Origin of the sequence: Ferdinandcohnia sp. QZ13, from assembly GCF_031324165.1 — a bacterium.
Taxonomy (GTDB): domain Bacteria; phylum Bacillota; class Bacilli; order Bacillales; family Bacillaceae_L; genus Ferdinandcohnia.
Window position 1 is genome coordinate 1,692,626 of the sequence record NZ_JAVIVW010000001.1, and the last position, 21,594, is coordinate 1,714,219.

A 21,594-nucleotide genomic window follows, 5' to 3' on the forward strand; every position below is an offset into this window, starting at 1 on the left:
ATTTATTGTATCAAAATGGTTGGTATTGTTTCCATCCAATTGGTTGGAGACAAATGGATGAACCTTCGTTAATCTAAATATACTATACGAGGAGGGAAAAATAATGGAACCATTAATTCACGGAATGATACTTGCTTTCGGATTAATTTTACCTTTAGGTGTACAAAATGTTTTTATTTTTAATCAGGGGGCAACACATAAAAAATTCAGGCACGCTTTGCCAGCTGTCATTACAGCTGGAATTTGTGATACATTATTAATTTCTTTGGCTGTGGCTGGTGTATCTATTATTATTTTAAGCTTCGAGTGGCTGAGAACCTTCATGTTTTTGATTGGGTTTCTCTTCTTAGCATATATGGGATGGCTAATGTGGAAAGACACATCTGAAGTAAAGAAAAATAAAGAATCCAATCCCTTTTCCGCAAAACGTCAGATTATTTTTGCTGCATCCGTTTCCTTGTTGAATCCTCATGCTATATTAGACACAATAGGAGTGATTGGAACAAGCTCTTTAGTCTATTCAGGATATGATAAGTGGATCTTTACAATAGCCTGCATCCTGATTTCTTGGATGTGGTTCTTCTCATTAGCTATTACCGGAAAAAAGATCGGCCAAATTGATACAAACGGAAAACTGTTAAAGCGTATGAATCAGATTTCTGCGCTTATTATTTGGGTAATGGCAGTTTATATGGGTTCTCAGTTATTTATAACTGGAGAATAATTAGATAAGTACATAATACCTTTACATATAAATACTTAATGTCTGCTTTATTTCCTGACATAATTTCTTCCATAAGGTAGAGTTTAAATACGTCTTTTCATAAAACAACGAAGGGACTGACGTGACCATAAACTATTTTCACTCTAACTTAATAAGAAGTGATGCTAGTATATATTTTGAACTAAACCGTAATGGAACAAAGATATCTATAAGAGAATAAACCTAAACTTTCTCCTAGGCGTAAAATATAATTATTTTTTTAAGACTTAATTTCAAAATAAAAATTAGTTACTAATATAGGTAACCAATACTAGTTACCAGTCCTATATTTTCTTTGGTTTCATAACTACAAGTGGGTATATTTAAAACATACCCACTTATACCTATGAACGACTTCATAGGTCTGATACCGCAAAACCCTTGATACAGCTTGATTTTCTCAACCGAATATTCCTTCTCCGACGTGACTATTATATAACGGTAGCCCCTAATTCTACCCAATTTTCTAAAGCTTAAATTCTACCCATTTTAAGGGCCACAATATGATAATTTTTTATAAACTATCTGCATTTGCAGAACTTGATTTGTCAATTAACAATTGTTAGTATTTTATTGTTTCTGAATTTCTGGTGTTACTAAATCAGATCGCTAAAGAAACTGAACTATCTACTATTTTCTACTTCTCCATTTTGAGCAAGTAAAAATATTACAGGAATATCTACCCTTACAATCGTTGTTTCCCTTTATTCTCTTATCTGGAGCATCTAAACTATTACCCAAAGATGCATTTTAAGGAAGTTGATCAGATAGATACGTTAAACCTGCATGGAAAAGAAATATAACAAATATGGTCGATATAATAACCTTGCCTGCTGAACAAGGAATATATAAACTAGTTAAATAGCGATTTAAGAATCTAAAGAAGAGTTAAAATTAAATATAAACATTTACAACAAGAATATAACCAAGGTACTGTTATCCGTTACCATTTATGGTTACCATTCCTTAATGCAGTAGTACCAACCCTTTTCATAATCAAACAAGATATTTTATCCTCTTGAATTCGCAATTCGTGACGATTAATAGTTACTATAATGGGAAACTAAAGTACTTTTCACGTGGTAAATATGACAAAATATTACCTATCCCAATAGAATAGTAACTACTAATAGATACCATTACGAACCCTTCTAAAACCTGTATTCAGTTGTCTTTTAATTCGTATTTTTTATTTAGTATCTACTATTAGTTACCTTTAATAGTAACCAAAAGTAAAAATGTATCATCCGGTAAAATTATTTATATACAACCTATCATACTCTATTTTTCGATTCATATATTTATTATAGAAAATAAAATTAAAGGGGTGAACTAAATGCTACGGGGTATTTTTAGAAAAAAGAAAATTACTGAGGTAGACATCGCGAGACTTTTTATAAAGGCTGCAAGAAAAGAAGCAAAAAAAACCGGAGCGAAAACGGTAGGTATAAGAAAAGTATATTAAAATGAGCGCTATGAACTTCGTATGATTGTTCATAGCGTTTTTTGAATTCTTTTATTATATATTAGATCAATTTACATTACTACAACTTATCCTCAATTTTACGTTTCCTAGATCCAACTCAAAACAACAAAAGCCAGCACTTCTATATTGCTGGCTTTTGTTGCAATTCATAAGACAACTAATTAACGATTCAATATATATTATAACCTTATTAATAAAAAAATAAAACATTTCATTTAATTTTTTAGCCCATTGATCTCCAGCATCAACTCCTCCATAACCATAGAAGACTACTAATTACATAATTTAAACGAAATAGAATAACCGTCTATTAGGGCCAAAGGTGTCAAGTAAATAGAGAGTATATTTATAATCACATTTATTTCATTTCCACCCAACCTTTTGTAAAATATTAGTATAGTATGCAATATTATATTGCTTTTCAACATGAAAGGATTATATAGATGAAATCTATTAACTTAATTTCGTTACTTAACGCAAAAAAGGATTTATCACGGCCAGTATTTGAATTATATCTTAATAATTATGGCATCAATATAAGAGATAATGAACTCCACGATTTATATTCTTTAGTTACTCTAATAGAAAGTAAGACTCAAGAATTAGGCATTCTCGATGAATTTTATGTTGGTTATACAATTCCGCAAATTAGTAAAGAGTTCGATTTATTAAGATTTGGAAAGGACAAAATTATTAATATCGAACTAAAAACAAAAAATACTGGTAATAAAATCAAAAATCAACTTATCAAAAATAGGTACTACCTCAGCTTCCTAGCAAAAGAATTACTTAATTTTACCTATGTAGTTGAGGATCAAGAATTATATTACCTAGATAATGATGGAGAATTAATAGAAACCGAGATTACTCATCTTATCTCAGTATTAAATGAACAATCGTTGGAAAGTATTGAGGATATAAATAAATTGTTTAATCCATCCAATTATTTAGTTTCCCCCTTTAATTCAACAGAAGCCTTTATTGAAGGTGAGTATTTTTTAACCGATCACCAAGAAAATATCAAGAAGGAAATACTTGAATTAAAAAGTGTAAGTGGTCCTTGTTTTATAACTTTAGAAGGGGCTGCCGGAACCGGAAAAACACTCTTAACCTATGATATAGCAAAGGAATTTATAAACAGTTCAAAAAATGTTATCATTTTCCATTGTGGTTCCTTAAATAACGGTCATTTAAAACTTCGACATAATTATTCATGGTCCATAACCTCAGTTAAACACTATGAATCTTATGATTTGAAGAAATACGACCTAATAATATTGGATGAAACACAGAGAATATACACTCACCAATTGGAAGACCTTATAAATAACATAATGGAAACAAATGTAAAGTGTATTTTCTCATTTGATCCGAGGCAATGTCTTGCCAGTTGGGAAATAAAAAGAAATATCCCCCAATATATTAAAAATAAAGTATCGCCAAAACAATTTAGATTAACAGAAAAGATTAGAACTAACCAAGAAATTGGATCTTTCATTAAGAATTTGTTTAATTTATCTAACGTAAATCCAAACCAAGAATATTCTAATATTGGTGTACAATATTTCTCAACTGTTAATGATGCTAGGGAATACATGGATTTACTTAAAAGTGAAGGTTGGAAGATAATAAATTATACACCTTCTAGGTATAATCGTTTTCCTTACGATAGATACCATGATAGTCGGGAAGAAACAGCTCATAATGTTATTGGACAAGAGTTCGACAATGTTATCGCTGTATTAGATAAGTATTTTTATTATACTAAGGAGGGCAAACTTTCTACCCGTGGTTGGCCATCGAAACCTTATTATCATCCAACACAAATGCTATTTCAAATAGTTACAAGAACAAGAAAAAAACTCAATATAATAATTATTAATAACGAGCCTGTACTTTACCAATGTTTGAAAATTCTAGGTTTAAAATAGTGAACAAAGATAGTAAAGAATTAAATACTTTACTATCTTTTACTTTACTTAAATATATAATTTTATATCACTTTGACGGCTTGCTTATTTTGATATTATAAAGCTGCCGTTGCCGGTTCATTTACATAAACTATTTCCCACCCATTTTTATTTAAATCATCAATATCTGATTGTAGTAATCCTTCAGAATTCATTGCAAGACATAGGAGGTGTGTAGGCCTACTCATTCCTACATATGCAACTTTTAGAGCTTCTTTGGCCGTCTTCTGATTAACTATTTTTTTGTCAAATCGCCCTTTTAGAAAAGGTAATATTTTCCTCAAATCATGAATCTTATTATAATAAGTTTCTAGGTATAGGGTCGCCTTATGTGTTTCACCTTTTACCCCGTGTACCGTATCAACCTTCACTTCTATTTCAGGGTGAGTAGGTGATATATATAAGTTAGAAATTACTGAGTCTGAATCAATCTGTTCGATGGTTTTATCTTCGAAAAATTTCTTTACTTTATGTAATTTAATACTCGGAAATATAACCTTTAGGTCATGTATTAAATAACTTTTCATCATCTCAAAAACTTTTGAATTATATTGTTCTTGTTCATGATGAACACAATTTATCCATTCACTTATCTGCTTCTTTAATTGTAGGTATTCTTTATTATAATGATCTTTTAAATAATAAAGAAATGAATTTTTAGTGAAGTACCTTCCAACCTGTGTTTCTTTATCATTTTTAATTCCTGCTAAGTAAAGGAAACGGATAATAGCATTTATTATAGAATCATAATAAATTTTGACTCCATGATCTTCTAATTCTTCTTTTGACCTCTTTTTTATATACGAGGTCAAATTATTAAAGTGAACGGATTTACTATTAATTGTACTTTTGTTATAGTTTGGAAAATATGAAGATAGACACAATTTATTGATATTGTCCCCTGTATCGTTACCACGCCAACCAATTGCCTTAAATTCATTTACTTTGTTGTTTTCCTCTGGGGATTGTAGATTATACCGTTCGATAAGCTCCACGAATTTTTCTAATACACGTGTAGTATCTTGGTTGTTAAATAAAATGATATGGGATTTTAATGATTTCACTTCATTACTACCGTCTATTTGATGATTTTGTTCTGCACTAATTGTAGCTAAACTTTTGGAAATAGTTTGTCCAAATCTTTGACTTTGGGAAATCTCTAAACATGAACTACCACTTGGATTCCAGATTAAATCTTTATTGAAGTTCCCACTTTCAAAAATAGCCTGATTAGGATCTCCAAATTTTTGAATTATTACTCGATCATCAAACAATTTTTGAATTACCAAATTCTGATGAGAGTATGTATCTTGGGCTTCATCGATAAATACATATTTAAATCTATTAGAAAACATTTCTCTTAATTGGTTCTCAAATTTATTAATGTATATTTCGGCTAAATAATAAGCATCATCATAACATAAGATTCCATCTTTTAGTAATTTGAGTTTCAGTGACTCTATCCATTTATAAATATCCATTTTTTCTTCAGCAGAGAAGTCTCCATGTTTGGATATACTTCTTGAGGGGCGCTTTATAACTACTTCTTTACCATATATCCCATCAGTTAGAATATTTTTATCATCAACCTTACGAAGTCTTACATTTTTTAATAGCTCGCCTCTACTCTTCAAAAAGTATCTAGAATTAGTTTGAGTATCATTATCGAAGCCTTTTAGACCATAAATTAATTGTTTGTTTATCTGCTCCTCATAATATTTTTGATTGATTATGATAGATTTATTTCTTCTTCTTAAAGCATAGTATGGAATAGCCAGATACTTATCAATAAAAGATTGAAATGTACCAAAAAAGTTGGGATAAGAAAATAAAATGTCTGCTTTAGACCCTAATCGTGATTTAATCTCATCAATTGCAACATTTGTATGAGTTAGGACACAAATCCCTTTTCTATCCTTAAAAGGCATTCTTTGTGCCAAAATAAATAACTTAGCAAGTAATACGGTGGTTTTACCACTTCCCGGAACGGCCTTAACATCTATAGTATCCATTGATTTAATTATTTCCTGCCTTTGATAATCAAACACAGCCCCTTTTGGTAGAAAAATACTTTCAGCCCTCATGATCTCTTCATTAGTTATAGGAGTGTCCAACATAACCATTAACTACTCCCCCTTAGTCACATACTCAATTGCTTGAGCCAAGTATTTTATGTTTGGATCACTAATCAATTTTGATTTATCTACTTTTTCTTTAACTAATTTTTGCGCAAAATATTGGGCAGTTATTGCTTTTGAAGCTTGTCCATTCAACAAATATTTATAAATCTCGTAAGCTACCTTTTCATCAGAATATCTTTGCTGACTCCAATAAGTTTTGAGATTTTTTATCTCATCTTCAATCAGATCATCAAAAATATCATCATTGACTACTACACCCTTGTTGGCTTCTATTTTTGCAGATAAAATTGATCCTAATATGTAATCTTTTAATTCACTTAAAGCAAAATCATATTCTAATGTCCAATTCGACGAAACAAATACCTTTACATTATCTTCTGAAAGACTTCCTTCCTTTTTTTTGTATTTTTTTGTTTTCAACATTTCAATAAAATCAGGACCTAGTTTAAATTTAGAAAACTTCTCATACTGATCCTTAAAACCATTTGGCAATCTGCCTTTTTTGTTAACACTTCTTATAGCTTCTTCAAAACTAGTCTTACTTTCAAATACTACATTCTTTATTTTGTGGAACTCTATATCCTGACTTAATTCTTTAAACTGATCAATGTTCGAATCTGTGATACAGAAAATATCTGTAGTTAGTTCTTTATCATTATAGTATTCTATTGGTCGTACATCTAAATCAGTAATAATTGCAACAGGAATATTCATTTTTTTCTCATCTTTTCGCATAAAAATCTTAGCGTATCTTAAAAATGCCGTACTTCCAACGTTTACAATGGATATCCCATATTTATGTAGAGGCTTCTCTATTATTTTTGCAATTGTAGGAAGTAAAAGGTTTTCAGCGTCTCCTTCAACTAACATTACTCCTCTTGCAAAAAACAAGTTTGATTTAGTTGCATCTAAAAACCTCTCTAAGAAACTATAATCATCCTCAGCCAATTGTGTATATTCTGGACCCATTGGATAAACTTGATTATCCCTACAGATGATTAAGTTTTTAAGATTAATAGAAGATGCTAACGTAGTACTGTGAGTGGTTAAAATAAACTGACCCTTCGTTTTAATATTTTGAAGAAAGTCAATTAGTCTTAGCTGTGCTTGTGGGTGTAGATGTGCCTCTATTTCTTCAATTAATGCTAATTTTAAGCCATTCATTGAATTATCTTGAAGCAGTAATAGCTCCGTAGCAATAAATAAAAGATTTAAAGAACCTAATCCAGAAGTATTATCATCTATTATTAAACTTAATTTTTTTAGAACATCCGTAAGCTCTACATCAGATATGCTAAAAACAGCTTTAGATTGTTCTCCTTCTGGAAAAAATTCTTTTAAAAATTGATTCAAAGTAACACTTATTTTACTCCCTGTTGAAGTAATAACCTGCTGTTCATTTGAATCCTCTATAATAATCTTATCCTTAGAGAAATAATCATTAATTTGCTCATTTGCTTTTTTAAAAAAATATACTAACGGATGGTTATCATCTTCTTTAACTTGGAATAAGTCGTGGCTTTTTAAAATTTGTGCTAGTCTTGAACGATACCCCGGAGTTAACTCATGTTCAGCATCTCTTAATGGTTTTAAATACGTAGTTCTCAATAATTCCCTAGCAGCTCCATCAAGCTGAATGTCAGCCCCTTCTATGCCCGCTCTAATATCTACGGTAATCCTGTTTCCAACAAACTTTGCTTTTAGTCTGATTTGTAATTCATATTTATCCTCTTCATCAAAATTTAGCCACTCTATAAAATTACCTGCCTCCATTGGAGAGAAGTCTTTAAAAATACATTCAATTTTTAATTCTGTAGTTCTTTTCCCCCCTACAGGCTTATAGAAGTCCTTTTCACTAATTCGTTGAAAATCATTACTTTGGGTTCCCAATATATACTTAATAGCGTCTATTATTGCAGATTTACCAGAATCATTTTCTCCAACTAACAAATTTAGTCCATTATTAAACGGAACTATTAATCCGGGACCATCATTTATACTTCCATACTTTCTAAAATTCCATAATCTAAGTTCACTCAAATACAAAATTATCACTCTCTCATTTTTCCAAACTAGTTTTTATATTGTTCCAGATAATCTCTGCTTAGTGCTTACTAGATAGGGACCGTATTTCCTTTTTCAATAAATACTTTAGACAGTACCTTAATCTATTAAATTCCAACCTTCTTTCAGAAAATCAATATGTAGACAAAAATAATCAATCAAAATTATTAATATCCGAATGATATTCACATAAACTTAATCCATCTTCATACTCCTGTCCTTCCCAATCCACATCGAATTGAATCCCGCACACATCACAAGTCCCTATTCTATGTTCATGTCCACAATATGCACAGTGTCCATATGGAGCCAGATCTTCATCTAACGATATTCCCTCACGCTCACACTCATGACAGTTCCATTCAGCAACTACAGGTGTCCCCCCATCTTTTACAGAGGAAAAATTAAGAAGAGAAATTTCAGATTCAATTGCAGCATACATACGTTCTTGAAGAACTTCTCCATAATCCAAATCACGAATTTTTTTATGGTAAAATTTAAATACATCTTCTTCAATCAAGTCCTGTAAGTCCATCTCTAATTCATTTTCAAGAAATCTTGCAATATAATGCATCAAAAATATAATATTATGTTCACGATCTTTACCATAAGAGAATGTGGAATGAGTAGCTGAATTACGTAGTATCTTCAATATATCATATGCCTTAAATTCTTCTTCCGTAATCTGATCAACTTCCCCCTTTATAAGTCGATATGCTTTTTCCGCTTTAATTGTTTGCCTATAGCCAATACCGTATTTATCATGTTTCTCATTTTCGTATATTAGTTTTTCGTCCTTCTGTCTGACCTTTTCTAGTATGAACAGGTCAATAGCATTAACCAAGTTCATAATACCTTGTTTAATGTCTGAAATATCCCGTTTTTCCTCATAATCAATAATGTGGGCTAAGCCATGCTTTAATGAATCTATGGCGTTATCGAGTAAACTAAGTTCATCAAATACGATTGACAATTAAATCACCTCTACACACTGGATATTACAATTGTTTATATCTGCTTTAACCAATGTACCTTCTCTCAGTAGTCTCTATTATAAATTTCCATTTCACTCCTATACTCAGCTTCCATTTCAGCTAACCATTCATTATGAGCAGACATCATCATACACACACCGCTTAAAAAATTAGCTAATTCACCAAAAAAATTTACTACATTTTCTATATCCAATTTCTTAGAAGTTTTAAAGTGTAAATTCATATATTTATCTGTTGGATACCGAAACTTGTCTGCTTGTCCATCAATTTTATGAAGTTGTTTAATATACTTTTCTACATTAGCTAACGTCGTATCTTCTTTTGGAGCCTGAGCATGTTTTATAATATCCTCTTTTATTGAATTCCATAAACCTAAAATACTATGTTTCCTCTTATTCATTAATCCTACTGCTTTTTGAAAGCTATATGAACACTCTTCAAATAAGATTTCCTTCATCGCAAGTTCAATTGCGTTTCTATAAAGATAGCACATTGGAATAAAAAGCAACTCATTTAGTTTTCTATCTTTTATCATACATTCATAAAGAAAATCAGCTGATTCAGTATAGGCTTTCACATATGGGTAAAATTTTTCTTTATTATATGAATAACCAATTACACTTTGGTAATAATAGTCTCCACCTTCTTCTAAAAATACTGGTTTATATTCTTTAAACAACTCATTTTTTAGATCTATCTCCAGCAAATAACTCTCTAAAATTTCAAATGCTATCTCCATCTTATTAGCAAAGGCGAATAAATTAATATGTGTCTGCTTTTCAAAAAACGATTTAATACCAAAATGCTTTTGGTTGCCAAAGGGTTCTCTTTTTATTGTTATTCCAAATGGATATCTAAACGAATCCGATTCCTTATCAATATCATTCATTTTTTCGAAAAATGCTTCAAGCCATTGAAAAGCCTCATAATTTCTTAATACATTATCTTCTATGTGTGGATGCACTGCTTCAAGAAGCGATGATAAATTATGAAACGTTTCTTTTATAAAGTCTTTTCTGTTCTCTATATCCAAAATGTATTTAAACCCTATTGCTTTAAGAAGTAGCTCAAGGCTATGCCGGTAAAGATATGCTAGAGAAAAGAAATATGTATCCAATTTACTAACATCTGCCTTTGCAAAAATATGTTCAGTAATCAGATGCGCAGACTCTTTAAACATTACGGCATATTTTGTAAATTCCTCTTTTATATCACTGTTACCTTTCAAAACTATTAATCCATCTAGCTTATTTTTCTTAAAAAAATCAGGATTTTCTTTTACCCATTTTCCATTCACTCATACTTCCCCCTAAGTTTAAAATAATCTCAGAAATCATTTCGATATATTAATCCCTTGCAATAAGTATTCTCCGGTGGTTGACCTTACTTGTCTCATTATCATAGCCCTTATTGATACATCCCAATGTTTCCTCAGACTTCTAATATAAATGTTAATATTATTATAAACTAATCAATATAATAAAATATGCATTAATCTCTCTTCGAATATAAAACATTTGAAAGTATAATATTTCAAAATTTGAAGGGATGTTAACAACGATGGTATTAGATAATGGTCATTATGAAGCACTTTATGAAGAAATGATGGATTTAAACGAAGAAAATATTGATGGTATATTTTTTGTAAATACAATCACTGAGCTTAAAGAACAGGCAGTAAATTATTTAAAGGATGAATATTTTGATAAAGTGACTTTAGATATTTACAAAGAAGAGGGAACAGATATTTCTTCATTATTAGATATTAAGTGGAAAGGTAAAGGTCTTTATGTTTTTGTAGGCCTGCACTGGACTGCCGGTTATCATTTATATCATATAACTGAAGTTTTTGAACTTGAAACGGAAGTGGATCCGCTTATCTTTTTAGGAGATAAAGAAGCAGCAGAAAAGGAGAAAAAGAAATGGCTTGAACATGACAAGTATATTTATATTGTTTGGAATTACAATTCTAATATAGAAAAAGTTTACTATAGTAATGAACCAGAAGATTACGATGATATTTTAAAATCTGTAATATTATCAAATAAAGAATCCTATATTGATTATGATAACACCGACTGTTAAATCAGTGATTATGAATTGGAAAAATATAGAGGGATTTACTTCATATCGGAATTACGTCAACTAGATAACAAGGAATTTTACAAATTTCTTAGAAAGTATGTCAAATAGCAACATTTACTTTAACGCCAAAGCCGTAGCTAGAAGTAATTTATATGGTTACGGTTAAGTCCAAGTAACTATAAAAGGATATATTTGATTCCTTAATTCTACATTAGTGTCAGTATAGGTTTTAGAATTTTTTTGCTTTCTCCTTGCAAAAACCAAAATTATGTATTAATATGTTAATAACTTAATAAAAACTAAGGGAAAACCCCAATGTTGCTAGATTCATATAACTGGTATGAATCTACTCATTGGGGTTTTTTTGTTTTATTAAAATTCACTAATAATAATGGAGGCTATAAAAAATGCAACAATTATCAGTTACATTAAACATTCCAGTACCGGAGGATTCAATCATTATCAAAAAAGTGGAGTATGAAGAATTAAAACAAAATGAGCTGCAAGGTGTGTATTGGAATATGAAAGATCTAGAAGGTAAAATAAATCGAAAACACGAGTGGATTAAAGAAAATATACTATATCCAAGTAGATTTCGTAAGATTTTAGATGTTGAGTATGGTGGATTTGTGTTTTATCCCAAGGCAAAAGGACAAATATGGACTTTTAAAGCAACAGACATGGCAAAATTTCTTGATGAATACTTTGAAGAAATTTTTTCATAAAAATGATTAACCTTTCATTTTACATCAAAACTAAAATTTTGAGAAATAGACTTTTACAGACATGGTGTATCAAAATCTTATTTCTACAAATGTAAAAGATAAATTAAACTTAAATTATAAACGAAAGGAGGATTCATACAAATACCTTTAACAGATTCACAGTTGGAAGAAGAATAGACGAAATTATTAATATACGAGGTGATCAAAGAGTGGCATATTTAAAAAAACGCGGAGACAAATGGCAATATACAATTAGTTGCACAATTGAAGGTAAAAGAAAACTTATTAGAAAAGGTGGTTTTCTTTCCAAGAAAGAAGCAAAAGCCGAAGCAACAAAACATGAAGCGAAAGTTAAAAAACAAAATAGAAAACCAAATATTGCTACACGAAAAAAATTATTGAACGAAGAGGAATATGAAAAATTATATAAAGAGTTATTTAATAATCTTGATAAAGGATTAGGATATTATATATTATTACTAATCCTTACTACAGGTATTCGATATTCAGAGGCTGTAGCACTCACTTCCGAAGACTTTGATTTTAATAATAACACCATTAATATATATAAATCATATCATCCTGATGGCACTATATTTCCCATAAGAAGTTTATCAGGTAATCGGATTATTAAAGGCGATAAAATTATAATGAGTAGATTTAAAGAACTATTCAAAACAAATAAATCAAATAACAAGGATTTAATATTCCGCTATCCCAAAAACAAATACAAAGTTATTAATAAACAAGCAATTGATATTTTATTAAAGAAAGTTCTATTAAACCTTGATATTGAACCTGTAAATGTAAACGATCTAAGACGAACTCACGCAAGTATTTTACTCACCAAGGGGTTATCGTTAAAATACATTTCTGAACGTCTAGGTCATAGTAGCACTATAACAACTAAAAATATATTACACCCTTAATAATTAAAAAATAGAGAGAGAAAAAATACAAGATATACACCCTTTCATTAAAATGAAAGTGAGATGAAAGGTTTGGCATCAATACAAAAAAGAGGAAAAAAATTTCAATACACTATTAGTCACACTGTTAATGGAAAAACACAACTAATCCGAAAAGGCGGATTTAGCAGCGCAAAAGAAGCAAGTGTTGCTGCAGCAGAAATTGAAGTGAAGTTAGCAAAAGGAATTGTACCTTATTTAACACCAGTTCCATTTGACAACTATTTTAAACAGTGGGTTGATCTTTATAAAAAGAAGGTAGCTCACTCAACTAGATTACACTATAATTATACCGCTAGAGCTATTAAAGAATATTTTGGAAGTACACCTTTACAAAAAATTACTCATAACCACTATCAAGAATTTTTAAATGAATTTGGTGAAGGTAAATCGAAACAAACTGTTGAAAAAGTAAATTCACATATACGTTCCTGTCTTAAATATGCAGTAAGAGATCAAATTATCCCGTACAATTTTACTGAAGGCACAATATTATATTTTACAACTCAAGCAAAAAAAGCTAATGACAAATATCTGGACGTAAAAGAAAGCGAAATTCTATTTAATGAACTTTTAAAGAAACTCAGCAGTGGTCTGGGTTATTATATACTATTATTAGCATTAACATCAGGATTACGTTATGAAGAATTAGTAGGTCTTACTGTTAATGATTTTGATTTTAACTCAAATACGATTAATATTAATAAAACTTGGGGTTATAATAACCGGATGCCAAAAGGATTTGGCCCTACAAAAAATGAGAGTTCAAATCGTACAATAAGTATTGATGAAATTACAATGAATGAATTTAAAAAACTTCTCAAGACATTAAAACCTAATTCAGATAAATTGGTTTTCTTTAGTCCAAGTTCTAAATATAAAGTAATTAGCAACACCTTGGCCAATAAATTATTAAAGAAAACTTTAACCAATCTAGGACTTAATCCAATTACGGTTCATGGTTTAAGACATACCCATGCCAGTGTATTACTATCTCATGGTGTCTCTATCTACTATGTTAGTAAGCGTTTAGGGCATAAAGATGTTGAAACAACTCATAAACACTATACCCATTTGACTAAAGAATTACATGAAAAAGATTCAAAAAATACTGTAGCAATATTTAATAATATGAAAGATAATCAATAGACATAAGAGCATCTAATTTTACTCGATTAGATGCTCTTTTTAATTGGGTAATTACAACTATTTATCACGCCATTACGGGCAGTAACCCCCTACCTCAAGATCCGTGAGTACACAAGGAAGCTAGGTGGGGCATCAACTACACGTAAAGGCCCGATTGGTTCAATTAGCCATCAGTGGAGGATGAGGAGAACATCGACTGGTAGAAGTTTCACTTTATTAATAAAATCAATTCAATTATAGCTAGTGATTGTGTAAAAAGGATCCTATAAATCATAAGTTCGAGCTAAAATAATTAATAACAAAATTGCTGCATAGCTTGATAAAACAAGATGAATCTACATTTAAATTATAAATAACTTTATTAATAAAGCGGTGCAAAATGGTGTAAAAAATGGTGTAAAATTAAATGAAATTGTTTCGAATTGTATCTTTGACAAATTATATAAAAAAGCTCAAGAACATTGGTATATCAACGTTCTTGAGCTTTTATCATATCTTTCATACTTAATCAAAATCATTCAAAGATACCGGTGGTCGGGGTCGAACCGACACTCCAGAAGGAACACGATTTTGAGTCGTGCGCGTCTGCCAATTCCGCCACACCGGCGTATATAGAAAGAAAAAAGACATCTGAAGATGCCGAGGACCGGAATCGAACCGGTACGGTAGTCACCTACCGCAGGATTTTAAGTCCTGTGCGTCTGCCAGTTCCGCCACCCCGGCAATATATAGAAAAGCACTTACATACATTTTAAAATAATGGAGGCGGCAACCGGATTCGAACCGGTGGTAAAGGTTTTGCAGACCTCTGCCTTACCACTTGGCTATGCCGCCATTGGAGCGGAAGACGGGATTCGAACCCGCGACCCCCACCTTGGCAAGGTGGTGTTCTACCACTGAACTACTTCCGCATAATATATGTTCTAATAAAGAAAATGGCTGGGCTAGCAGGATTCGAACCTACGAATGACGGAGTCAAAGTCCGTTGCCTTACCGCTTGGCTATAGCCCAATAACGAAGCTACATAACATGAAAACTTTGTTATAAAACAAAGGGGCGGCTGATGGGAATCGAACCCACGAATGTCGGAACCACAATCCGATGCGTTAACCACTTCGCCACAGCCGCCATAATTAAGTTGGCAGGGGTAGTAGGAATCGAACCCACACCAAAGGTTTTGGAGACCTTCGTTCTACCTTTAAACTATACCCCTACACTATAAATTGTTACAATTATTTTTAAAATGGTGGAGGGGGACGGATTCGAACCGCCGAACCCGGAGGGAGCGGATTTACAGTCCGCCGCGTTTAGCCACTTCGCTACCCCTCCACTATTAAAATAAAAATGGTGCCGGCGATAGGAGTCGAACCCACGACCTACTGATTACAAGTCAGTTGCTCTACCAACTGAGCTACACCGGCATAAATATGGTGGCTCAGGACGGAATCGAACCGCCGACACAAGGATTTTCAGTCCTTTGCTCTACCGACTGAGCTACTGAGCCACATATGTATTATAATGGCGGTCCCGACCGGGATCGAACCGGCGATCTCCTGCGTGACAGGCAGGCATGTTAACCGCTACACCACGGGACCATTATTAGGAAATTAGATTAAATATTTCGTCTTTTATTTCAAGACAAATATTATCTTACTATATCTTTTTAATCTAGTCAACAACTTTTTCAGTTGTTTTTTTGGTTGCGGGGGCAGGATTTGAACCTACGACCTTCGGGTTATGAGCCCGACGAGCTACCAGACTGCTCCACCCCGCGATAATAGAAAACATTTATTTAAATGGTGGAGGATGACGGGATCGAACCGCCGACCCCCTGCTTGTAAGGCAGGTGCTCTCCCAGCTGAGCTAATCCTCCAATATGGTGACCCGTACGGGATTCGAACCCGTGTTACCGCCGTGAAAGGGCGGTGTCTTAACCGCTTGACCAACGGGCCAACTTGCCTTTTTAAAACATACATTTAAAAGTAATGGCGGAGAGCAAGGGATTTGAACCCTTGAGACAGTGTTGACCGCCTACACGATTTCCAATCGTGCTCCTTCGACCACTCGGACAGCTCTCCAAATGGCTCCGCAGGTAGGATTCGAACCTACGACCGATCGGTTAACAGCCGATAGCTCTACCACTGAGCTACTGCGGAATGTTACAAAACCTAGCGACGTCCTACTCTCACAGGGACAAAGTCCCAACTACCATCGGCGCTGAGAAGCTTAACTTCCGTGTTCGGTATGGGAACGGGTGTGACCTTCTCGCCATCGTCACTAGATAAAGTAAAGACAAGTATTATTATACTATCTTTAGAAGATAATTCAAGAAGAAAATTTCATTCCTTCAAAACTAGATAACGCTCAACATTCATGATTTTGGTTAAGTCCTCGATCGATTAGTATCAGTCAGCTGCACATGTCACCATGCTTCCACCTCTGACCTATCAACCTCGTCATCTTCGAGGGATCTTACTAGTTTAACACTATGGGAAATCTCATCTTGAGGGGGGCTTCATGCTTAGATGCTTTCAGCACTTATCCCTTCCACACATAGCTACCCAGCTATGCCCTTGGCAGGACAACTGGTACACCAGCGGTGTGTCCATCCCGGTCCTCTCGTACTAAGGACAGCTCCTCTCAAATTTCCTACGCCCACGACGGATAGGGACCGAACTGTCTCACGACGTTCTGAACCCAGCTCGCGTACCGCTTTAATGGGCGAACAGCCCAACCCTTGGGACCGACTACAGCCCCAGGATGCGATGAGCCGACATCGAGGTGCCAAACCTCCCCGTCGATGTGGACTCTTGGGGGAGATAAGCCTGTTATCCCCGGGGTAGCTTTTATCCGTTGAGCGATGGCCCTTCCATGCGGAACCACCGGATCACTAAGCCCGACTTTCGTCCCTGCTCGACTTGTAGGTCTCGCAGTCAAGCTCCCTTGTGCCTTTACACTCTACGAATGATTTCCAACCATTCTGAGGGAACCTTTGGGCGCCTCCGTTACTTTTTAGGAGGCGACCGCCCCAGTCAAACTGCCCACCTGACACTGTCTCCAAGGCCGATAAGGCCTTCGGGTTAGAATTTCAATACAGCCAGGGTAGTATCCCACCGACGCCTCCACCGAAGCTGGCGCTCCGGCTTCCAAGGCTCCTACCTATCCTGTACAAGCTGTACCAAAATTCAATATCAGGTTGCAGTAAAGCTCCACGGGGTCTTTCCGTCCTGTCGCGGGTAACCTGCATCTTCACAGGTACTATAATTTCACCGAGTCTCTCGTTGAGACAGTGCCCAGATCGTTACACCTTTCGTGCGGGTCAGAACTTACCTGACAAGGAATTTCGCTACCTTAGGACCGTTATAGTTACGGCCGCCGTTTACTGGGGCTTCGATTCAGAGCTTCGCTTGCGCTAACCCCTCCTCTTAACCTTCCAGCACCGGGCAGGTGTCAGCCCCTATACTTCGCCTTGCGGCTTCGCAGAGACCTGTGTTTTTGCTAAACAGTCGCCTGGGCCTATTCACTGCGGCTTTTCAGGGCTATTCACCCTAAAAAGCACCCCTTCTCCCGAAGTTACGGGGTCATTTTGCCGAGTTCCTTAACGAGAGTTCTCTCGATCACCTTAGGATTCTCTCCTCGCCTACCTGTGTCGGTTTGCGGTACGGGCACCTTCTACCTCGCTAGAAGCTTTTCTTGGCAGTGTGGAATCAGGAACTTCGGTACTATATTTCCCTCGCCATCACAGCTCAACCTTACGGTAAGCGGATTTGCCTACTTACCAGTCTAACTGCTTGGACGCGCATATCCAACAGCGCGCTTACCCTATCCTCCTGCGTCCCTCCATTGCTCAAACGGTAATGAGGTGGTACAGGAATTTCAACCTGTTGTCCATCGCCTACGCTTTTCAGCCTCGGCTTAGGTCCCGACTAACCCTGAGCGGACGAGCCTTCCTCAGGAAACCTTAGGCATTCGGTGGAGGGGATTCTCACCCCTCTTTCGCTACTCATACCGGCATTCTCACTTCTAAGCGCTCCACCAGTCCTCTCGGTCTGACTTCGCTGCACTTAGAACGCTCTCCTACCATTGTTCGTAAGAACAATCCACAGCTTCGGTGATACGTTTAGCCCCGGTACATTTTCGGCGCAGAGTCACTCGACCAGTGAGCTATTACGCACTCTTTAAATGGTGGCTGCTTCTAAGCCAACATCCTGGTTGTCTAAGCAACTCCACATCCTTTTCCACTTAACGTATACTTTGGGACCTTAGCTGGTGGTCTGGGCTGTTTCCCTCTTGACTACGGATCTTATCACTCGCAGTCTGACTCCCGAGAATCAAGTCTTTGGCATTCGGAGTTTGACTGAATTCGGTAACCCGATGAGGGCCCCTAGTCCAATCAGTGCTCTACCTCCAAGACTCTATACTCGAGGCTAGCCCTAAAGCTATTTCGGAGAGAACCAGCTATCTCCAAGTTCGATTGGAATTTCTCCGCTACCCACACCTCATCCCCGCACTTTTCAACGTGCGTGGGTTCGGGCCTCCATTCAGTGTTACCTGAACTTCACCCTGGACATGGGTAGATCACCTGGTTTCGGGTCTACGACCACGTACTATATCGCCCTATTCAGACTCGCTTTCGCTGCGGCTCCGTCTCTTCAACTTAACCTTGCACGGGATCGTAACTCGCCGGTTCATTCTACAAAAGGCACGCCATCACACATAAATGTGCTTTGACTACTTGTAGGCACACGGTTTCAGGTTCTATTTCACTCCCCTCCCGGGGTGCTTTTCACCTTTCCCTCACGGTACTGGTTCACTATCGGTCACTAGGGAGTATTTAGCCTTGGGAGATGGTCCTCCCAGCTTCCGACGGGATTTCACGTGTCCCGCCGTACTCAGGATCCACTCAAGAGAGAACGAAGTTTCGACTACAGGGTTGTTACCTTCTCTGACGGACCTTTCCAGGTCGCTTCGTCTACTTCGCTCTTTTGTAACTCCGTATAGAGTGTCCTACAACCCCAAGAGGCAAGCCTCTTGGTTTGGGCTATCTTCCGTTTCGCTCGCCGCTACTCAGGAAATCGCGTTTGCTTTCTCTTCCTCCGGGTACTAAGATGTTTCAGTTCCCCGGGTCTACCTTCTCTTACCCTATGTATTCAGGTAAGGATACTGCCCCATTACGAGCAGTGGGTTTCCCCATTCGGAAATCTTCGGATCAATGCTTACTTACAGCTCCCCGAAGCATATCGGTGTTAGTACCGTCCTTCATCGGCTCCTAGTGCCAAGGCATCCACCGTGCGCCCTTCATAACTTAACCTAAGTTAATTATAAAAGAACTATTACTACTTCAATGAATGTTTTGTTACGTTATCTAGTTTTCAAAGAACGAATCTGAAAGTACAAAAGCACTCTCAAAACTGACCACAATACAAAGCGTCTTTTTATGAAGTTCGTAGAACTTCAGTTTCCTTAGAAAGGAGGTGATCCAGCCGCACCTTCCGATACGGCTACCTTGTTACGACTTCACCCCAATCATCTGTCCCACCTTAGGCGGCTGGCTCCTTACGGTTACCCCACCGACTTCGGGTGTTACAAACTCTCGTGGTGTGACGGGCGGTGTGTACAAGGCCCGGGAACGTATTCACCGCGGCATGCTGATCCGCGATTACTAGCGATTCCGGCTTCATGCAGGCGAGTTGCAGCCTGCAATCCGAACTGAGAATGGTTTTATGGGATTGGCTTAACCTCGCGGTTTTGCTGCCCTTTGTACCATCCATTGTAGCACGTGTGTAGCCCAGGTCATAAGGGGCATGATGATTTGACGTCATCCCCACCTTCCTCCGGTTTGTCACCGGCAGTCACCTTAGAGTGCCCAACTAAATGCTGGCAACTAAGATCAAGGGTTGCGCTCGTTGCGGGACTTAACCCAACATCTCACGACACGAGCTGACGACAACCATGCACCACCTGTCACTCTGTCCCCCGAAGGGGAAAGTCCTATCTCTAGGAGTGTCAGAGGATGTCAAGACCTGGTAAGGTTCTTCGCGTTGCTTCGAATTAAACCACATGCTCCACCGCTTGTGCGGGCCCCCGTCAATTCCTTTGAGTTTCAGTCTTGCGACCGTACTCCCCAGGCGGAGTGCTTAATGCGTTTGCTGCAGCACTAAAGGGCGGAAACCCTCTAACACTTAGCACTCATCGTTTACGGCGTGGACTACCAGGGTATCTAATCCTGTTCGCTCCCCACGCTTTCGCGCCTCAGCGTCAGTTACAGACCAGAGAGCCGCCTTCGCCACTGGTGTTCCTCCACATCTCTACGCATTTCACCGCTACACGTGGAATTCCGCTCTCCTCTTCTGCACTCAAGTCCCCCAGTTTCCAATGACCCTCCACGGTTGAGCCGTGGGCTTTCACATCAGACTTAAAGGACCGCCTGCGCGCGCTTTACGCCCAATAATTCCGGATAACGCTTGCCACCTACGTATTACCGCGGCTGCTGGCACGTAGTTAGCCGTGGCTTTCTGGTTAGGTACCGTCAAGGTACCGCCCTATTCGAACGATACTTGTTCTTCCCTAACAACAGAGCTTTACGATCCGAAGACCTTCTTCGCTCACGCGGCGTTGCTCCGTCAGACTTTCGTCCATTGCGGAAGATTCCCTACTGCTGCCTCCCGTAGGAGTCTGGGCCGTGTCTCAGTCCCAGTGTGGCCGATCACCCTCTCAGGTCGGCTACGCATCGTCGCCTTGGTGAGCCGTTACCTCACCAACTAGCTAATGCGCCGCGGGCCCATCTGTAAGTGATAGCTAAAAGCCATCTTTTAATACGAGACCATGTGGTCTCATATGTTATCCGGTATTAGCTCCGGTTTCCCGAAGTTATCCCAGTCTTACAGGCAGGTTGCCCACGTGTTACTCACCCGTCCGCCGCTAATCTTTGGGAGCAAGCTCCCTCAGATTCGCTCGACTTGCATGTATTAGGCACGCCGCCAGCGTTCATCCTGAGCCAGGATCAAACTCTCCAATAAGAGTATTGATTGCTCAATAAGTTTTGTTACTTAGAATTAACGTTGACGCTTGTATTGTGTTCAGTTTTCAAAGAACTTTTTTTGACTCGCCTCTCAGAAGCGACTTTATTAATATATCATGGTGATTTATTAATGTCAATAATATTTTTCAAAAGTTTTACCGGCTGATTTCTCTTTTTCAGCGGCGAAATCTAATATAACACGGGGATCGATTGTCCGTCAACACCAA

At 36.5% G+C, this 21,594-nt stretch carries 11 protein-coding genes, 16 tRNA genes and 3 rRNA genes; 7 read left to right on the top strand and 23 right to left on the bottom strand.

Going from position 1 to position 21,594, the window contains the following annotated elements; all coding sequences use genetic code 11:
* Window positions 1–103: 103 nt before the first annotated feature.
* From RGU12_RS08190 to RGU12_RS08200, 3 genes are all read left to right on the top strand, one after another.
* A complete protein-coding gene (locus tag RGU12_RS08190) occupies window positions 104–724 on the top strand; it encodes a LysE/ArgO family amino acid transporter (protein WP_309535645.1) in 621 nt (206 codons plus the stop codon).
* 1,375 nt (window positions 725–2,099) lie between these two features.
* Entirely contained in the window at window positions 2,100–2,228 is a 129-nt protein-coding gene (locus RGU12_RS08195) for a hypothetical protein (protein WP_309535646.1), read from the top strand.
* Between the two features lie 464 nt (window positions 2,229–2,692).
* Complete coding sequence (locus RGU12_RS08200; protein ID WP_309535647.1) at window positions 2,693–4,180, top strand: ATP-binding protein; 1,488 nt, start codon at window positions 2,693–2,695, stop codon at window positions 4,178–4,180.
* Between the two features lie 95 nt (window positions 4,181–4,275).
* Here the strand turns inward: RGU12_RS08200 and RGU12_RS08205 are convergent, their stop codons facing one another.
* The 4 genes from RGU12_RS08205 to RGU12_RS08220 form a co-directional block, all read right to left on the bottom strand.
* A complete protein-coding gene (locus RGU12_RS08205) occupies window positions 4,276–6,342 on the bottom strand; it encodes a UvrD-helicase domain-containing protein (protein ID WP_309535648.1) in 2,067 nt (688 codons plus the stop codon).
* Between the two features lie 3 nt (window positions 6,343–6,345).
* Window positions 6,346–8,406 carry an ATP-dependent nuclease gene (locus RGU12_RS08210; protein WP_309535649.1) on the bottom strand — a complete coding sequence of 687 codons (2,061 nt, stop codon included), beginning with the start codon at window positions 8,404–8,406 and terminating at the stop codon, window positions 6,346–6,348.
* Window positions 8,407–8,578: 172 nt separating this feature from the next.
* Entirely contained in the window at window positions 8,579–9,397 is an 819-nt protein-coding gene (locus tag RGU12_RS08215) for a hypothetical protein (protein WP_309535650.1), read from the bottom strand.
* A 65-nt stretch (window positions 9,398–9,462) separates the two neighbouring features.
* Window positions 9,463–10,716, bottom strand: coding sequence for a hypothetical protein (locus RGU12_RS08220; RefSeq protein ID WP_309535651.1), 1,254 nt, complete (start codon window positions 10,714–10,716; stop codon window positions 9,463–9,465).
* 263 nt (window positions 10,717–10,979) lie between these two features.
* On the opposite strand from RGU12_RS08220, the gene RGU12_RS08225 reads away from it, so the two are divergent.
* From RGU12_RS08225 to RGU12_RS08240, 4 genes are all read left to right on the top strand, one after another.
* Window positions 10,980–11,504: a hypothetical protein gene (locus RGU12_RS08225; RefSeq protein ID WP_309535652.1), complete on the top strand. Its 525-nt coding sequence runs from the start codon at window positions 10,980–10,982 to the stop codon at window positions 11,502–11,504.
* Between the two features lie 407 nt (window positions 11,505–11,911).
* Entirely contained in the window at window positions 11,912–12,229 is a 318-nt protein-coding gene (locus tag RGU12_RS08230) for a DUF771 domain-containing protein (protein ID WP_309535653.1), read from the top strand.
* 209 nt (window positions 12,230–12,438) lie between these two features.
* A complete protein-coding gene (locus RGU12_RS08235) occupies window positions 12,439–13,158 on the top strand; it encodes a site-specific integrase (RefSeq protein WP_309535654.1) in 720 nt (239 codons plus the stop codon).
* A 72-nt stretch (window positions 13,159–13,230) separates the two neighbouring features.
* On the top strand, window positions 13,231–14,346 hold the full coding sequence (locus RGU12_RS08240; protein ID WP_309535655.1) for a site-specific integrase: 1,116 nt from the start codon (window positions 13,231–13,233) through the stop codon (window positions 14,344–14,346).
* A gap of 525 nt (window positions 14,347–14,871) precedes the next feature.
* Here the strand turns inward: RGU12_RS08240 and RGU12_RS08245 are convergent.
* The 19 genes from RGU12_RS08245 to RGU12_RS08335 form a co-directional block, all read right to left on the bottom strand.
* A tRNA-Leu gene (locus RGU12_RS08245) sits at window positions 14,872–14,953 on the bottom strand.
* A gap of 30 nt (window positions 14,954–14,983) precedes the next feature.
* Window positions 14,984–15,069, bottom strand: a tRNA-Leu gene (locus RGU12_RS08250).
* A 37-nt stretch (window positions 15,070–15,106) separates the two neighbouring features.
* A tRNA-Cys gene (locus RGU12_RS08255) sits at window positions 15,107–15,180 on the bottom strand.
* Between the two features lie 2 nt (window positions 15,181–15,182).
* Window positions 15,183–15,257: transfer RNA gene (locus RGU12_RS08260), tRNA-Gly, on the bottom strand.
* A 25-nt stretch (window positions 15,258–15,282) separates the two neighbouring features.
* Window positions 15,283–15,357 (bottom strand) — tRNA-Gln (locus RGU12_RS08265).
* Window positions 15,358–15,401: 44 nt separating this feature from the next.
* Window positions 15,402–15,474, bottom strand: a tRNA-His gene (locus RGU12_RS08270).
* An 11-nt stretch (window positions 15,475–15,485) separates the two neighbouring features.
* Window positions 15,486–15,559 (bottom strand) — tRNA-Trp (locus RGU12_RS08275).
* 31 nt (window positions 15,560–15,590) lie between these two features.
* A tRNA-Tyr gene (locus RGU12_RS08280) sits at window positions 15,591–15,675 on the bottom strand.
* A gap of 16 nt (window positions 15,676–15,691) precedes the next feature.
* Window positions 15,692–15,767, bottom strand: a tRNA-Thr gene (locus RGU12_RS08285).
* Window positions 15,768–15,774: 7 nt separating this feature from the next.
* Window positions 15,775–15,850 (bottom strand) — tRNA-Phe (locus RGU12_RS08290).
* Window positions 15,851–15,865: 15 nt separating this feature from the next.
* A tRNA-Asp gene (locus tag RGU12_RS08295) sits at window positions 15,866–15,941 on the bottom strand.
* Window positions 15,942–16,043: 102 nt separating this feature from the next.
* A tRNA-Met gene (locus tag RGU12_RS08300) sits at window positions 16,044–16,120 on the bottom strand.
* Window positions 16,121–16,143: 23 nt separating this feature from the next.
* Window positions 16,144–16,219 (bottom strand) — tRNA-Val (locus tag RGU12_RS08305).
* A 4-nt stretch (window positions 16,220–16,223) separates the two neighbouring features.
* Window positions 16,224–16,298, bottom strand: a tRNA-Glu gene (locus tag RGU12_RS08310).
* 34 nt (window positions 16,299–16,332) lie between these two features.
* Window positions 16,333–16,424: transfer RNA gene (locus RGU12_RS08315), tRNA-Ser, on the bottom strand.
* 3 nt (window positions 16,425–16,427) lie between these two features.
* Window positions 16,428–16,502 (bottom strand) — tRNA-Asn (locus tag RGU12_RS08320).
* 10 nt (window positions 16,503–16,512) lie between these two features.
* A 5S ribosomal RNA gene (gene rrf / locus RGU12_RS08325) occupies window positions 16,513–16,628 on the bottom strand.
* Window positions 16,629–16,725: 97 nt separating this feature from the next.
* Window positions 16,726–19,657: ribosomal RNA gene (locus RGU12_RS08330) — 23S ribosomal RNA — on the bottom strand.
* A 156-nt stretch (window positions 19,658–19,813) separates the two neighbouring features.
* A 16S ribosomal RNA gene (locus RGU12_RS08335) occupies window positions 19,814–21,365 on the bottom strand.
* The 16S, 23S and 5S rRNA genes sit together here with 16 tRNA genes alongside, the layout of an rRNA operon.
* Between the last annotated feature and the right edge of the window lie 229 nt (window positions 21,366–21,594).

Coding starts and splice junctions, on each gene's coding strand:
- RGU12_RS08225 (WP_309535652.1), top strand. CDS start 10,980: ATGGTATTAGATAATGGTCATTATGAAGCACTTTATGAAGAAATGATG.
- RGU12_RS08200 (WP_309535647.1), top strand. CDS start 2,693: ATGAAATCTATTAACTTAATTTCGTTACTTAACGCAAAAAAGGATTTA.
- RGU12_RS08205 (WP_309535648.1), bottom strand. CDS start 6,342: ATGGTTATGTTGGACACTCCTATAACTAATGAAGAGATCATGAGGGCT.
- RGU12_RS08230 (WP_309535653.1), top strand. CDS start 11,912: ATGCAACAATTATCAGTTACATTAAACATTCCAGTACCGGAGGATTCA.
- RGU12_RS08195 (WP_309535646.1), top strand. CDS start 2,100: ATGCTACGGGGTATTTTTAGAAAAAAGAAAATTACTGAGGTAGACATC.
- RGU12_RS08190 (WP_309535645.1), top strand. CDS start 104: ATGGAACCATTAATTCACGGAATGATACTTGCTTTCGGATTAATTTTA.